Below are 13850 nucleotides of genomic sequence, written 5' to 3'. Positions count from 1 at the left end.
ACACCTAGTGATTTGGCGTTAGAACTCTTTCGGCTATATCCAGTTGAGTGCCAGGAAAAAAAAGCGCGCAGTAAGGCCATCACCACTGACGATGAATTGGTATCGCAGATAGCTCGTGAGATTTATGGCTCCCGCGGTCGCTGGCAAGACAATTACCCAGAGTTGCAATCTTCAGGGCAGAACCCGCGTCGCATCTTTTGGGGCGGCGTGCAGTCCGCGAATTCTGCGAGCCATCAGGCTTCCCATCCGGTAACTGCTGATAAAGTCGCGCTGAACCGGATTCTGTTCGGTCCGCCAGGTACGGGTAAAACCTACTCGACAATTGAGGCCGCGCTGGAAGTGCTAGACCCGGTTTTTCTGGCTAAACAACTCCGGGACAGCGCTTCGGAAGATGAGCTGCGGATTGCGTTGAAGGCACGTGTCGATGAGCTGGATAGAGAAGGCCGCATTCGATTTGTGACCTTTCACCAGAGCTTTAGCTATGAAGACTTCATTGAAGGTTTACGCGCAGTCAGCGATGAAAAGGGGCTGCTCAGTTACCCGATTGAACCAGGAATCTTTAAACTTCTGTGTGACCAGGCGCGGACAAGTTCTGCCGATGCGGGCGTCGCTGGCAATCCGCGAATCTGGAAAATTTCCATCAAAGGCACTGGGGCCAGCCCCGAGTTGACCTATTGCCTTGACCACGGTGAAGCGCGCATTGGTTGGGTGGGCGCAGGCGATATGAAGGCCGAAAAAACCACGGATTTTTACGACCAACTCGGCAGCAATGACAAAAGTACCTTGAGCTCCTTTGCAAAGGAGATTCAGAGTGGCGATATTCTGGTGTGTATTCATTCAGCAGAACTGATATCTGCGATCGGTGTGGTTACCGGTGAATATCGACATGAGGCAAGCCCACCCAGCACCGTGCGCCTTTATCCGCACGTGTTGCCAGTGAACTGGCTTTATCGCGATCTCAATTTATCTGTACTGCCTCTGAATGGAGAAAAGTCATTCACCCAAAAAACCGTATACCCACTGGACCGTTTCAACTGGAGTGATTTGCTCAGTTACCTGCATAAGTCGGATGCCAAGCCGATCAAGCCATTTGAGCAAGCGGACGGCGTACGCAAACCTCATGTTCTGGTAATCGACGAAATCAACCGGGGGAACATTTCCCGCATTTTCGGCGAACTGATCAGTTTGATCGAACCGAGCAAGCGGGAGCGTCTGGATGCGGCGTCGAGCGAAGGGTTGAGTGTCAGGCTTCCCTACTCGAAACTGCCATTCAGTGTCCCTGACAATGTTTACCTCATCGGCACTATGAATACCGCCGATCGCTCCTTGGCTTCAATGGACATTGCATTGCGCCGTCGTTTCAACTTCATTGAAATGCCACCCAAGCCTGATCTGCTCGAAGGTATTTTCGTCAACGATGGCGACGAGGCAACTTCTGAGGCCGGTGTAGACATTAAGCAACTGTTGACCTCACTGAATGAGCGTATTGAGGTTTTGCTCGATCGTGATCATAGCCTGGGACATGCGTACTTTTTGCCGCTGCGGGACGAGCCCAGTCTGGCGCTGTTGGCTTCTATCTTCCGACAACAAATCCTGCCGCTGCTGCAAGAGTATTTTTTCGAGGACTGGCAGCGTATTCACTGGGTGCTGAATGATCACAATAAGGAATACGCCGATCAGTTTGTTCAGGAAGTGAAAATTGACTTCATGCAATTGTTCGGTGCAAAGGGTCCTGTCGATTCGCATGCACAACGCTGGAAGTTGAATGAAAACGCATTTGATCGCATCCAGACTTACTTTGCGATCAGCGGGAATATCCGTTGAGTCGCTCCATCACCGTCCGTGAGTATGCTCGGCTGACCACCGATGAGATCGAGTCGAGTCTGGACCGTGCACAGATTCCTCCCTCGGCCTTTACGTGGCTATGTGACTTGAACGACTCCTTCACCAAGGCGGGAACGCCGTTGGCGCAGATAGCGGGCCAGTGCTGGTTGAGGTTGGATAATTTTGTCGGTGTGCTCGAGAGCCCTTGCGGCACGCGGTTGGAGATACTGCCCAAGCATTTTGAGAAAGATGATTGCATTAAGCAGAGTCGTAAATTGCTGTGCAAGATGATTCAGACTGCATTCAATCTGAAAACCCGTCGAGTAGGCCCCGCAGACTTGATGCTGTTCGACGCGCCATTGAGCGAATGGGTGATGCTCCAGTTCCTGGTGGAGTTGGATTATCTGGTCAAGCGAGGTTTGCGCTTTGACTACCAGCGTGTTGAAGAGGAGCAGCGTTATCTGCGTGGCCAACTGGATATAGCCAGGCAAATACGCCAGCCTCCGGGACGCCAGCATCAGTTTCAGCTACGCCATGATGTGTTTCTTCCGGACCGTCCGGAGAACCGTTTGCTGATACTTGCGCTTCAGAAAGTCTGCAAAACCACGCAGCAACCTGACAGCTGGCGCCTGGCTCATGAACTAAGGGGCTTGCTGCATGAGTTACCTGCCAGTCGCGATGTAAACGCCGACCTCAAACTGTGGCGCAATGATCGCTTGATGGCCCACTACCAGCCCGTGAAGCCTTGGTGCGAACTGGTTTTAGGAGAGGGTATGCCAACGGCTGTGTCGGGTGGTTGGCATGGAATCAGTCTGTTGTTTCCCATGGAGAAGCTGTTCGAGCGTTATGTCGAAACCTGTTTGCGAGCGACGCTTCCTGCGTCGGCGACTTTGCAGCGCCAAGTTAACGAAGAGTTCCTGTGCCTGCACAACGAAGAGCGCATGTTCCAACTAAAACCCGACATGCTTATCGCGCAGAATGATCGACGTTGGGTGCTGGACACTAAGTGGAAGCGCTTGGATAAAAGCACCAACAGGTACGGCTTGAGTCAATCGGACTTCTACCAATTATTCGCCTATGGCCAGCGCTATTTGAACGATCAGTCGCAGGGCGAAATGCTGCTGATTTATCCACGCAAAGCCAGCTTTAATCAACCGCTTCCGGAATTCCGCTTCTCGTCACAGCTACGGTTATGGGTGGTGCCCTTCGACTTGGAGTCGGGCATGCTGGTCGATAGGGAACCTGAACCGCTTCCTTTGTGGAGGGATGATTTCACTGGATCATTTTCCGCCGAGGAAAGCGTTTCGCGTTAAGACTTTGGAGTCATCGCTCGCGTACCTCGCAAGGCTTTTTTTGATGAGCTTTCCCGAGACAGCGCATGTATCTGTTTCGCCGGTTGCCTGGGCGGTTTGCAACGGTTTCAACGCCCGAAAGCGGCAATCGATTCGTCGATAAAGCTGCGCAGCTTGGCGGTGCGCTGGCGGTCGGCGGGGTAGATCAGACTCATGGGTTTGGACGGCCCTTCGTAGTTTGGCAGCACGCGCACCAGTTGCCCGCTCGCCAGCGCAGGAGCGAGCAGGTCGAGGGCTGCCATCACGATGCCGAAGCCGGCGATGGCGGCTTTCAGCTGCGCATCGGCGCTGTTGACGCGCAACCGGCTGCCGACCTGTACCGGGTAGCTTTTGCCTTGACGGGTAAATACCCACTCCTTGTTGATCACCCGGTCTGCGAAGACATAGCCCAGGCACGAATGGCTGGCCAGGTCGCTTGGCTGCACCGGAGTGCCGTGTGCCTGCAAATACGCGGGTGCCGCGCACACCAGCAATTGGTACGGCCGCAACGGCCGAACAACCAAGCTGGTGCTGTCGGCGATGCCGGGCTCACCGATACGGAATGCCGCCTCAATACCTTCGGAGATCAAGTCGACATAGCGGTCGGTGAGGTCGAGGTCAATTTCCACCAAAGGATGCTGAGCCAGGAACTGATTGATCACCGGCATCAGGCTTTGGGCGCCGAAGTTCTGTGGCGCGCTGATCTTCAGGGCGCCCATGGGTTGAGCGTGGGTCTCCAGTGCCAGCGCGTCGGCGGCCTCGACGTCGGCCAGTACCCGCACGCAACGTTCGTAGTAGGCGCGGCCGAATTCGGTCAACTGCTGGCGGCGCGTGGTGCGGTTGAGCAGGCGCACTTGCAATTGCTCCTCCAAATGTTCGATGTAGCGCGCGACCATCTGGGGCGACAGTTCCAGCGCCGCCCCGGCAGCGGCGAACGAGCCGGCGTCGGTGGCGTTGACGAACACCTGCATGGCGCGAAATTTGTCCATCAATCATCACTCAAAGTTGTTAATGCCTTCATTGGCGGTGTATTTATCGCAGTGGAAGTGGTGAATAAGCTACCACCTTTTCCAGGAGACTTCCGATGAGCCAGCCAGAACTCTTCCAAGACATCGCCCGCAGTCGCCGGGTCACCCGCCAGTTCTTGCCAACGCCCCTGAGCGAGCGCCAAATCAACCGTGTATTGCTCGACGCCCAGCACAGCCCGTCCAACTGCAATACCCAGCCGTGGCACGTGCACCTGGTGAGCGGTGACACTCGTGATCGATTGTCGGCGGCGCTGCTGGCAGCTGACGACCGCCACCACTTCACCCCGGATTTCGAATTTGACATGGCGGCCTACACCGGCGTGTTTGCCGAGCGCGCCCAAGCCAGCGGTCGCGCGCGCTACGAGGCGATTGATATTGGTCGGGATGACCACGCCGCCCGCCAAGCGTGCCTGCGTCACAACTTGAAGTTCTTCGATGCGCCGCATGTGGCTTTCTTGTTTATGCCGCAGATCAGCGACTACGTTCGCGCGGCAGGCGACATCGGCATGTATGCGCAAACATTCCTGCTGTCATTGCACGCTCGCGGGTTCGGCGCGATTCCCCAAACTTTGTTGGGGATGTACGCCGACACTGTGCGCGACGTGCTGGGAGTGAGTGTCGAGATGAAACTGATGTTCGGTATCTCCTTCGGGTATGCCGATCAACATTCTGCATCGAATTTCGTCGACGTCGGGCGCGTTGCGCTGGAGGAGAGTGTGGTGCGGCACAGCTGATCGTCACGGAATAAACGCGGCTGCGAGGACGTTCCTACCGTAAGCCTTTCAGCCGCCCCGGAGCGCCGCATCCATGAACCCTGTCGAATCACTGATCACCGAGCAAGCCCTCAAGAGCTTTGCTGCCACGCCGGACCCGCGCTTCAAACAGATCATGCAAAGCCTAGTGCGCCATCTTCACGCGTTTGCCAGCGAAGTCGAACTGACCGAGCAGGAGTGGTTCGAGGGCATTCGTTTTCTGACCGACACCGGGCATATGTGTGACGGGTTTGTACGCCAGGAATTCATTCTGCTCTCGGACACGCTTGGGCTGTCGATGCTGGTGGATGCGATCAATCACCGGCACGTCGCCAACGCCACGGAGACCACGGTGTTCGGGCCGTTCTACATTGATGGCATGCCGGAGCGGGCCTACGGCGAAAACATGGCGCTGACGCCGGGGGAGGTCGCGCTGATCCACGGGCGGGTGCTGGATACCGAGGGCAAGCCGTTGGCTGGTGTGCTGCTGGACGTCTGGCAAACCGCCGGCAACGGGATGTATTCGGGGCAGGATGTTGACCAGCCGGTGGGCAATTTGCGCGGGCGTTACCGCACCGATGCCAATGGCGACTTTGCGATTCGCACGATCTTGCCGGTGTGCTACCCGATTCCGACTGACGGGCCGGTGGGGCGCATGCTGGAAGCCGCCGAGCGTCATCCATGGCGCCCGGGGCATGTGCATTTCATGCTTGAGTTGCCGGGGTATCGCAAGCTGGTCACGCATCTGTTTACGCAGGATGACCCCTACCTGGAGTCCGATGCGGTGTTTGGTGTGAAGCAGTCGTTGCAGGTGGCTTATGAAGCCCGGACCGTGCACGACACGGTGTCTGCAAAGGTGGGTATGGAGCTGCCGTTCAAGCAGGCGTATTACACATTTGTGCTGGTAAGTGAGTGACGGGTTTGCAGCAGCACTTCCTTAAGGCACTGCGCGGCGGGCGTCAGCGTGCGGCCCGCGCTGCTGAGAAAGACATGCACAGGCGGTAGCGGCGCCAGCCCCTCACTCAGGGCAACCGCGCCCAAGCCCGCCGGGGCACTGACGGGTGTGCGCACAGTGATGCCCAACCCTGCATTGACAGCCGCCCACAGCCCGGAAACGTTGGGTGTGGTAAAGGCGATTTCCCAGGGGATGCCGGCGTCATCCAATGCATTGATGGCGGCGGTGCGGAAAAAGCACGGTGCCTCCAGCAGCGCCAATTGCACCGGTTTGTCTGCCTTGAGTGTGTCGCCGGGGCGGCCGATCCAGGCCATCGGTAACGTCGCCAGTATTTGCGCCTCGACCGCCACTTTGCCGCTGAGCAACACCTCCAGGTCGAGATCAATCGGCATGGGCTTTGGGGGCGAGAAGGCTCACCAGCTCGGCGGTGGTCACAATCGAATGGGCGAAGGTCGGGCCGTTAAGGTCGTGGGCCGCGTGCATCAACTCGGGGTTAAGCGCTGCGGTGGCGTCGCGCACCAGCGTCACGTGGTAGCCCAGTTCCACGGCATACCGCGCGGTGGCTTCGATGCAGGTATTGGCCAGCAAACCGACGATGATCACGTGAGTGACGCCTTGTTGCTTGAGGCGAAAATCAAGGTCGGTGTTGGCAAAACCGCTGGAGCCCCAATGTTCCTGGGCGACGATATCGCCCGGTTGTGGCGCAAAGTCGGGGTGCCATTCGCCGCCCCATTCGCCGCGGGCGAAGTGGTGCATGTGTTGGACTTTGCATTGGGTAGGGCTGGGGTGGTTCCAGTTGTCGTAGTCGCCTTGCTCCCAACGACGGTGCGGTACAATCGCGACCTGCAGCCCTAAGCCACGCACGGTTTTGTCGAGCGTGCGCAGGTTGTCGAGCAGGTGAACCTGTTCGGCGATGGGCTTGATGTGCGGGAAGACTTTGCCGCCTTCCGCGAGAAAGTCGTTGTAGGGATCCACCAGCAGATAAGCCGTGCGATCGAGTGGGTAGGTGAAGGTCGTCATGGTGAACTCTCCAAGGGCATAAAACAGCGTGGGGCTGCGGCTGCGTTATGCTATGATAATCATAGTAAATTTCCAGAGGCAACGTCCGTATGTCGTTGAAGAAGAAAATTGCGCCTGAAACCCTGTGCCCGATTTCCCGGGCCGAGGAGATTGTGGGCAGCAGTTGGACTGTGCTGGTGCTGCGCGAACTGTTTATGGGCAACCACCGGTTCGACGAAATCCAGACCCAGAGCGGTGGCACGCCGCAGATGATTGCTGCACGCCTCAAAAGTCTGGAGGCTGATGGGATGGTTGCGCGCCGGCCTTACCGTGAACGACCGCTGCGCTACGAGTATTTTTTGACCGACAAGGGCGAGGGGTTTTACTCGGTCGTGCTTGCGCTGCGGGCGTGGGGCGAAACCTGGTGCAAAGCCGAAGGTGAAGAACGGGCGGTGAACTTCATCCACAAGACCTGCGGCCAGCCTGCGGGGTTAGGGCCTTTATGCGAGCACTGCGGCGAGACGCTACGCCGTGGCGAACTGATCGGCGAACTTGGCGCGGGCTATGCTCTGGAGCGCCAGCAGCGGCGTGATGGAGCGGCTTGATCAGCGCAAGCCGTCGGCAATACCTGCAGCCAACAGCTCATTGGCCAGGCGCAAATTGCCCGGTTGGCGTGAGTGCGTCAGCCACACGCCCATGTTCAGTTGGAAGTCGCTGATGTTGACGATGGCCAGCTCATCAGCGTGGGCGATGCCGGGCAGCAAGGTTGCCGGAATCAGCCCAAGGCCCATTCCCGCAGCCACCATGCGCATCTGTACCGAGGCGCCGTGCGTATCCACGGCCAGTTTCAGGGTTTGCCCCTGGCTACCCATCGCGGCTTCCAGCGCTGCCCGATAGCCGCAACCCTTGGGGTTCAAGACCCACTCAGAGGCCGCCAGGCTGTTGATTGCAACGGGCGCAGTGACCCGCGGGTTGCGCTTGCTTTGCACCACAAGAATCTCGAGCGTGGTGATCAACTGAGCCGCGAGGGCGGCCGGTGGGCTGTTGGCGGCAGGCAGCATCAGCGTGGCCGCGTCGAGTTCGCCCAGCAGCATCAGGCGCTCAAGTTCAGTGCTCCAGTCGGTGACGATCTGCATTTCAACACCGGGAAGCTGGTCGCGCATCCGCGTCACCACTTCGAACACCACGGCGTCCGCGACGATCTGGGTCAGCCCCACACGGAATCGTCCGCTGGGCAGGGCGTTCTCTTTGGAGATGTTCAGCAGGTATTCGGCGTCCCTCAGCAACGCTACGGCTTTCTCATAGATGCGATGGCCCAGGGCGGTGGGCAAAGGTGGGCGCGTGGTGCGGTCGAACAGCGCTTCACCGAGGGTGTCTTCCAGATGTTGAATGCGCCGCGACACGGCTGACTGGGTCAGGCACAACGTGTGCGCGGCTTTGGTCAGCGACGCGCTGTCTATGACGGTGACAAAAGCTTTCAAGTCTTGAAATAGCATGCGCAATACTCATCATCTTTTCGAAAATTATGCGCTTGATGAATCTTCACGTCGAGACTAGCGTTACATCACCGGCCGCCGACGTGGATTGGCCACTGACCCTTGAAGGATTTCACCATGCCTTTAGTTCGAATTGACCTTGCTGCCGACACATCGGTTGAAACCGCTGCCGCCATCGGCGACGTGGTGTACAACGCCATGACGGCCGTGGCCAATGTGCCTGAGCACGACAAATTCCAGATCATCAACCGCCATGCCAAAGATGAGTTGGTATACCCGGCAGCGGGTTATCTTGGCATCTCCTACACGCCTAAAATCGTGTTTATCCAGGTCACCTGGAATGCCGGGCGCACCGTTGAGGTAAAAAAGGCGTTTTACAAATTCATCGCCGACGGTATCCACGCCAAAACCGGGCTGCGCAAGGAAGACGTGTGGATCGGCCTGGTGGACGTGAAACGCGAGGACTGGTCGTTCGGCAATGGTGAAATGCAGTACGCGCCCACCGAGTGACATAACCACTAAAAAAAGGGGCGACTCATCTCTGAGTCGCCCCTTTTTTTATTTGGCTGTCAGCGCTTCAAGAAACTGCGTGTGTTTCAGCGTTTGGGAAAACATGGGCAGCGTAAAGTTTTCCGCGGCCTGCTGTTGTTCATCGCTGAAGGTGGCGGTGCAATCGGTCAAGGTGACCACGTCGTAGCCTTTTTCGTAGCCTGAACGAACCGTGCCTTCGACGCAGCAGTTGGTCAGGAAGCCCGCGACTACCAGGTTCTGGATGCCGTTGTTGCGCAGAACCAGGTCCAGGCCGGTGGTGGCAAACGCATCGAGCCCGCGCTTGCCTTCGACCACGATGTCGGCGGGGTCGCGGGGCAGGGCGTCGGTGATCTCGGCGCCCCAGGAGCCCGCGCGGAATGCGCTGCCGTCAGCGACACCTTTGAGAATTCCGTACGAACGCGTGGTCAGCTCAGGGTAGCCCTCGGCAAACTGGATGGGCATATGGATGATTTTCACACCGAGCACGCGCGCTTTTTCAAGGGTGGCGGCGGTGTTGGCGAGCATATTAGACTTTTGCATTACGTCTTTGACGGCGTCATGAAACACACCGCCGGGCGTGGTGAAGTCGTTTTGAAATTCGATCAGGACAATCGCAGTGTGGTGCGGATTCATGTCAATGCTCCGGAGAGGGCGGGTGACTTCAGGCGTCTGGTCGAGAAAGACTGACGCGGCTGAACTACTCTTGCACCCAAATGATCGTAGTGCGATCAATTAATCTGTCGACAGGTAAACATGGATAAGCGGCTTGCGGGTCTTTCATTTCTGCTGACGCTCGGCTGGGTCACCGCCGTTGCGTTCGTCATGTGGTTTTTCTCGAAAGCCTAGCCTTTGCGGCATGAAAAGGCCCACGCGGGGTGGGCCTTGTGGCATACGGCTAGCAACGCATCAATGGTGTTTGTTTTTGTGTTTGTGCTTGTTGCCTTTATGTTTGCCACCGTTGGAGCGGTGATCGCTTTCGTCATCCGCCAGGTTATTGCCCAACGCGCCGCCCGCTGCACCACCGACACCTGCGCCGATCGTCGACCCTGTTGCGCCTCCGAGGCGGCCGCCCACCAGTGAGCCGCCCGCAGAGCCCAGCCCGCCACCGATGGCGGCCTCAGTCTTATTGCCTTTCTGCGCGCCAACCGCACCCCCAGCCGCGCCGCCTAGCCCTGCGCCTACAGCCGCCCCGGTAGATCCGCCCAGCTGCTGGCCGACGATGTTGCCCAATGCGCCACCGACGCCGCCGCCTAATGCCGCTGTTCCATCGCCGGCCGCCATCGCGCCTTGCGAAATCAGGATGCTAATCGCCAGGGTGGGGAGTGTCATTTTCATTTTTATGTGCCTCTGAAGGTTGCCAGCAGGCGCTCACGGTTTGAAGCACGCCCATCTTTCAGATTAGAACAGATCGAGGCGCAAACAGTTCGAGTTTGATGTTTTCGGGGGGGAAAGAGGGATAAAAGCGCGGCCTGCTGCTTTTTGAGCAGCAGACCGGGCGCTTTTTCAAAAGGCTTGCTGGGTGGGGCGGATCACGATTTCATTGATGTCCACATCGTCAGGTTGCTCGATTGCAAAGGCGATGGCGCGGGCCACCGAGGCGGCGGGAATGGCCTGTTTGTAGAAGTCCAATACCGTGTCTTTGGCGGTGCCGGACGTGCTGTGCTTGAGGTCGCTGTCCACTGCGCCGGGGGCGATGGATGTCACGCGCACCTTGTCGCCGACTTCCTGACGCAACCCTTCGGAGATGGCGCTGACGGCGAACTTGGTGCCCGAATACACCGTGCCACCGGGCGCGAACACTTTAACCCCGGCCACCGAACTCAAATTGATGATGTGACCGCTTTCCTGTGCCAGGAAGCGCGGCAGGGCCGCGGCAATGCCGTAGAGCGTGCCTTTGAGGTTGACGTCGATCATCGCGTCCCATTCATCGGTGTTGACTTCCGACATCGGCCGAATCGGCATCAGCCCGGCATTATTGATCAGTACATCGAGCTTGCCGAAATCCACGACTATCGCAGCGACCACTGCTTCCACCTGGTGCTTGTCTGTGACATCGAGGGTGTAGCCCTTGGCGATGCCACCTTGCGCGGTGATCTCAGCCACCACCTCTTCCAGTTTGTCTTTGCGGCGTGCGGCGATAGCCACCTTGGCGCCTCGGGAGGCGAGCAGCCTGGCCACTTCGGCGCCGATGCCAGTGCTGCCACCGGTGATCAACACGACTTTTCCTTCAATACCTTGGTTCATGCCAGCACCTTTTCCTTTTCGTTGACTTCAGAAGGGGCGTACAGCGGGTAGTCGGTGAAGCCTTGTTCACCACCGCCATACAGGTTGGCGGGGTTCAGGGCATTCAGCGGCCAGCCCTGGGCGATGCGCTTTGGCAGGTCGGGGTTGGCGATAAAGGGCCGACCGAAGGCAATCATGTCGGCCAGGCCCGCGTCCACAAGGCGTGCGCCGCGCTCGGCGGTGTACAGGCCGGCATACATGATTTTGCCGCTGAAGGTGCTTCTGACCTCGCGGCGAAACGTTTCGGGCAGGTCAGGGGCATTCGGCCAGTCGGCTTCGGCAATCGACAGGTAAGCGATGCCGGTCTCTTCCAGCACCTTGATGGCTTCGATGTAGGTCTGATGCGGATCTTCTTCGACAAAGCCGATATACACGCGATCTTCGTCGGTGCTGGTGAACAGCGGTGTAAACCGCACGCCAACCCGATCAGGGCCGACCACGGCACTGACGGCCTGCACGACTTCGCGCAGGAAACGCAGGCGGTTGTGCAGCGAGCCACCGTATTCATCGGTGCGCTGGTTGGCGTGGGTAGAGATGAACTGGTTGACCAGATAGCCATTCGCCGAGTGGATTTCAACGCCATCGAAGCCCGCGCTCAGGGCATTGCGTGCCGCCTGGGCGTAGAGCTCCACCAGCGCTTTGATTTCCGTCACGCTCAGTTCCCGTGGCAGGGAAGGCTCAACCAGCGTGCCGGTACCCGGAGCGGTTTCGATGAAGGCCTTGACCTTCTGGGCCTGGATCGCCGAGGGCGCGACGGGCGCTGCACTGTCCGGTTGCAGGTCGGTGTGGGACACCCGGCCGACGTGCCACAATTGCGCGAATATCACCCCGCCTTCAGCGTGTACGGCGTCGGTAACCGTGCGCCAGCCGTTGATTTGCGCCTGGCTGTAAATCCCCGGTGTCCAGGCATAGCCCTTGCCACGTGGTTCAATCTGGGTGCCTTCGCTGATGATCAGGCCGGCGCTGGCGCGTTGCTGGTAGTAGGTGGCCATGAGGGCCGTGGGTACATCGCCTGGCTGGCCACTGCGCTGACGCGTCAGGGGCGGCATGATGATGCGGTTTTTCAGCGTCAAGGGGCCAAGGGTAGTCGGTTCGAACAGGGAACTGTGCTGCATGATGTGATTCCTTTTTTGCGTCAGTCGGGCTTACAGGCCGCCGAGGCTGAGGTACTTGAGGTTCAGGTATTCATTAAGGCCGTGGCTTGAGCCTTCGCGACCGATGCCGCTGTCTTTGACGCCACCGAACGGTGCTTCCACGGTGGTGATCACGCCGGCGTTGATGCCGACCATGCCGCTTTGCAGGGCACGGGATACGCGGAAAGTGCGCGCCAGGTCACGGGTGTAGAAGTACGCGGAGAGACCGAATTCCGAGGCATTGGCGGCGTCGACAGCCTCTTGCTCGGTGCTGAAGCGAAACAGTGCGGCAACCGGGCCGAAGGTTTCTTCGTGGGCGATGAGCATGTCCGAGGTGGCGTCGGCGATGACAGTCGGCTCGAAGAAGGTCGCGCCCAACGCGTGGCGTTTGCCTCCGAGTAACACGCGCCCACCTTTGGCTTGTGCGTCTTGAACGTGGGCTTCAACTTTGCTGACGGCGGCCTGGTTGATCAGCGGGCCTTGCTCAACACCTTCATCGAAGCCGTTGCCGACTTTCATCTGGCGTACGCGCTCGGTCAGGCGGCGGGCGAATTCGTCATAGATGCCGTCTTGCACGTAGAAGCGGTTGGTGCACACGCAAGTCTGGCCGCTGTTGCGGAATTTTCCGGCGACGGCGTTTTCCACAGCGAGGTCCATGTCGGCATCGTCAAAAATGATCGTCGGTGCATTGCCGCCCAACTCCATGGAGAGCTTTTTCATGGTGTCGGCGGATTGTTTGTAGAGCAGTTTGCCGACCCGGGTGGAGCCGGTGAAGGTGATTTTGCGCATCAAGGGGTTGGAGGAAAACTCGCCACCGACGGCGGCGCCGTCACCCGTCACCACGTTGACCACGCCGGCAGGTATCCCTGCCTGCTCGGCCAGCACGCCATAGAGCAGGCCGGAAAAGGGAGTGAACTCAGAGGGCTTGATAACGATGGTGCAACCGGCGGCAAGCGCCGGGGCCACCTTGCGTGAGAGCATGGAAAACGGGAAATTCCACGGCGAAATCGCGCCGACGACACCCACGGGTTCACGTGTGACCAGAATCTGGCGGTCTTTCCATGGCGACGGAATGATCTCGCCATTGATGCGCCGTGCCTCTTCAGCAAACCACTGGATGTAATCGGCGCCGAGCTTCATTTCGTTGCGGGCTTCGGCCAGCGGCTTGCCTTGTTCGAGGGTGAGCATGCTGGCGAGGATGTCGAGGTTGTCACGCACGATCTGCGCCATGCGGCCCAGAAAGCCTGCGCGTTCTGCGGCGGTGGTCATCGACCAGGCGCCGAAGGCGTCTTGTGCGGCATCGATGGCGCGGCGGGTTTCAGTGGCACCCACCCATGGAATCTGGCCGATCTGTGCTTCTGTGGCCGGGTCAACGACGCCATAGACATTGGCGTCATCCGCCGCTACCCACTGACCCCCGATGTAATTGGCTTCTTTCAGCCAGCCGGCGGCTTTGATCTGTTCCAGGTTAAACGTTGTCATGATTTCTCCGGTGGTTCGACGGGTCTGTGCTGTGCG

The 13850-nt window shown here is 58.6% G+C and carries 15 protein-coding genes; 6 read left to right on the top strand and 9 right to left on the bottom strand.

The window, feature by feature from the left end; genetic code table 11:
• The first annotated feature begins 12 nt into the window (after window positions 1-12).
• Together BFW87_RS26455 and BFW87_RS26450 are read left to right on the top strand one after the other, a co-directional pair.
• The gene (locus BFW87_RS26455; protein WP_078742646.1) at window positions 13-1824 is read left to right on the top strand and encodes an AAA family ATPase; all 1812 of its coding nucleotides are present in this window, start codon (window positions 13-15) and stop codon (window positions 1822-1824) included.
• A complete protein-coding gene (locus BFW87_RS26450) occupies window positions 1821-3137 on the top strand; it encodes an McrC family protein (protein ID WP_078742645.1) in 1317 nt (438 codons plus the stop codon). The genes BFW87_RS26455 and BFW87_RS26450 overlap by 4 nt, the downstream gene beginning before the upstream one ends.
• Before the next feature lie 107 nt (window positions 3138-3244).
• Here the strand turns inward: BFW87_RS26450 and BFW87_RS26445 are convergent, their stop codons facing one another.
• Window positions 3245-4144: a LysR family transcriptional regulator gene (locus BFW87_RS26445; protein WP_078742644.1), complete on the bottom strand. Its 900-nt coding sequence runs from the start codon at window positions 4142-4144 to the stop codon at window positions 3245-3247.
• Window positions 4145-4239: 95 nt separating this feature from the next.
• On the opposite strand from BFW87_RS26445, the gene BFW87_RS26440 reads away from it, so the two are divergent.
• Window positions 4240-4917 carry a nitroreductase gene (locus BFW87_RS26440; RefSeq protein ID WP_078742643.1) on the top strand — a complete coding sequence of 226 codons (678 nt, stop codon included), beginning with the start codon at window positions 4240-4242 and terminating at the stop codon, window positions 4915-4917.
• Between the two features lie 73 nt (window positions 4918-4990).
• A complete protein-coding gene (locus BFW87_RS26435) occupies window positions 4991-5851 on the top strand; it encodes an intradiol ring-cleavage dioxygenase (protein WP_078742642.1) in 861 nt (286 codons plus the stop codon).
• Here the strand turns inward: BFW87_RS26435 and BFW87_RS26430 are convergent.
• Both BFW87_RS26430 and BFW87_RS26425 read right to left on the bottom strand, forming a co-directional pair.
• Window positions 5824-6282 (bottom strand): LysR substrate-binding domain-containing protein, encoded by a 459-nt coding sequence (locus tag BFW87_RS26430; RefSeq protein ID WP_254865954.1) that lies wholly within the window; start codon window positions 6280-6282, stop codon window positions 5824-5826. The two genes, BFW87_RS26435 and BFW87_RS26430, sit on opposite strands and share 28 nt — an antisense overlap.
• Window positions 6272-6910 carry an isochorismatase family cysteine hydrolase gene (locus BFW87_RS26425; protein WP_078742641.1) on the bottom strand — a complete coding sequence of 213 codons (639 nt, stop codon included), beginning with the start codon at window positions 6908-6910 and terminating at the stop codon, window positions 6272-6274. Before BFW87_RS26425 ends, BFW87_RS26430 begins: the two co-directional genes overlap by 11 nt.
• Before the next feature lie 89 nt (window positions 6911-6999).
• Between BFW87_RS26425 and BFW87_RS26420 the strand changes: the two genes are divergently transcribed.
• Window positions 7000-7494 (top strand): winged helix-turn-helix transcriptional regulator, encoded by a 495-nt coding sequence (locus BFW87_RS26420; RefSeq protein ID WP_078742640.1) that lies wholly within the window; start codon window positions 7000-7002, stop codon window positions 7492-7494.
• Here BFW87_RS26420 and BFW87_RS26415 read toward each other — a convergent pair whose 3' ends face one another.
• On the bottom strand, window positions 7495-8385 hold the full coding sequence (locus BFW87_RS26415) for a LysR family transcriptional regulator (RefSeq protein WP_254865953.1): 891 nt from the start codon (window positions 8383-8385) through the stop codon (window positions 7495-7497).
• 117 nt (window positions 8386-8502) lie between these two features.
• Here BFW87_RS26415 and BFW87_RS26410 point away from each other — a divergent pair, with 117 nt between their 5' ends.
• Window positions 8503-8895, top strand: a complete 393-nt coding sequence (locus BFW87_RS26410) for a tautomerase family protein (RefSeq protein ID WP_078742638.1) — start codon at window positions 8503-8505, stop codon at window positions 8893-8895.
• A gap of 48 nt (window positions 8896-8943) precedes the next feature.
• On the opposite strand, the gene BFW87_RS26405 is transcribed toward BFW87_RS26410, so the two are convergent.
• The 5 genes from BFW87_RS26405 to BFW87_RS26385 form a co-directional block, all read right to left on the bottom strand.
• A complete protein-coding gene (locus BFW87_RS26405) occupies window positions 8944-9549 on the bottom strand; it encodes a cysteine hydrolase (protein ID WP_078742637.1) in 606 nt (201 codons plus the stop codon).
• Window positions 9550-9822: 273 nt separating this feature from the next.
• On the bottom strand, window positions 9823-10251 hold the full coding sequence (locus BFW87_RS26400; RefSeq protein ID WP_078742636.1) for a glycine zipper domain-containing protein: 429 nt from the start codon (window positions 10249-10251) through the stop codon (window positions 9823-9825).
• A gap of 168 nt (window positions 10252-10419) precedes the next feature.
• Window positions 10420-11160, bottom strand: coding sequence for an SDR family oxidoreductase (locus tag BFW87_RS26395; RefSeq protein WP_078742635.1), 741 nt, complete (start codon window positions 11158-11160; stop codon window positions 10420-10422).
• On the bottom strand, window positions 11157-12314 hold the full coding sequence (locus BFW87_RS26390; protein ID WP_078742634.1) for an alkene reductase: 1158 nt from the start codon (window positions 12312-12314) through the stop codon (window positions 11157-11159). The genes BFW87_RS26395 and BFW87_RS26390 overlap by 4 nt, the downstream gene beginning before the upstream one ends.
• 30 nt (window positions 12315-12344) lie before the next feature.
• Window positions 12345-13814 carry an NAD-dependent succinate-semialdehyde dehydrogenase gene (locus tag BFW87_RS26385; protein ID WP_078742633.1) on the bottom strand — a complete coding sequence of 490 codons (1470 nt, stop codon included), beginning with the start codon at window positions 13812-13814 and terminating at the stop codon, window positions 12345-12347.
• Between the last annotated feature and the right edge of the window lie 36 nt (window positions 13815-13850).

It is taken from the genome of Pseudomonas fluorescens (genome assembly GCF_002022275.1).
In the GTDB taxonomy this organism is placed as follows: domain Bacteria; phylum Pseudomonadota; class Gammaproteobacteria; order Pseudomonadales; family Pseudomonadaceae; genus Aquipseudomonas; species Aquipseudomonas fluorescens_AJ.
Note: the sequence above shows the minus strand (reverse complement) of the source record. Positions and strands in the feature narration are given on the sequence as shown.

What these genes read in the sequence shown, in the direction of transcription:
- BFW87_RS26390 (WP_078742634.1), bottom strand. Translation starts at nt 12,314, where the DNA reads ATGCAGCACAGTTCCCTGTTCGAACCGACTACCCTTGGCCCCTTGACG.
- BFW87_RS26395 (WP_078742635.1), bottom strand. Translation starts at nt 11,160, where the DNA reads ATGAACCAAGGTATTGAAGGAAAAGTCGTGTTGATCACCGGTGGCAGC.
- BFW87_RS26405 (WP_078742637.1), bottom strand. Translation starts at nt 9,549, where the DNA reads ATGAATCCGCACCACACTGCGATTGTCCTGATCGAATTTCAAAACGAC.
- BFW87_RS26400 (WP_078742636.1), bottom strand. Translation starts at nt 10,251, where the DNA reads ATGAAAATGACACTCCCCACCCTGGCGATTAGCATCCTGATTTCGCAA.
- BFW87_RS26440 (WP_078742643.1), top strand. Translation starts at nt 4,240, where the DNA reads ATGAGCCAGCCAGAACTCTTCCAAGACATCGCCCGCAGTCGCCGGGTC.
- BFW87_RS26385 (WP_078742633.1), bottom strand. Translation starts at nt 13,814, where the DNA reads ATGACAACGTTTAACCTGGAACAGATCAAAGCCGCCGGCTGGCTGAAA.
- BFW87_RS26445 (WP_078742644.1), bottom strand. Translation starts at nt 4,144, where the DNA reads ATGGACAAATTTCGCGCCATGCAGGTGTTCGTCAACGCCACCGACGCC.
- BFW87_RS26435 (WP_078742642.1), top strand. Translation starts at nt 4,991, where the DNA reads ATGAACCCTGTCGAATCACTGATCACCGAGCAAGCCCTCAAGAGCTTT.
- BFW87_RS26415 (WP_254865953.1), bottom strand. Translation starts at nt 8,385, where the DNA reads ATGCTATTTCAAGACTTGAAAGCTTTTGTCACCGTCATAGACAGCGCG.
- BFW87_RS26410 (WP_078742638.1), top strand. Translation starts at nt 8,503, where the DNA reads ATGCCTTTAGTTCGAATTGACCTTGCTGCCGACACATCGGTTGAAACC.
- BFW87_RS26425 (WP_078742641.1), bottom strand. Translation starts at nt 6,910, where the DNA reads ATGACGACCTTCACCTACCCACTCGATCGCACGGCTTATCTGCTGGTG.
- BFW87_RS26430 (WP_254865954.1), bottom strand. Translation starts at nt 6,282, where the DNA reads ATGCCGATTGATCTCGACCTGGAGGTGTTGCTCAGCGGCAAAGTGGCG.
- BFW87_RS26420 (WP_078742640.1), top strand. Translation starts at nt 7,000, where the DNA reads ATGTCGTTGAAGAAGAAAATTGCGCCTGAAACCCTGTGCCCGATTTCC.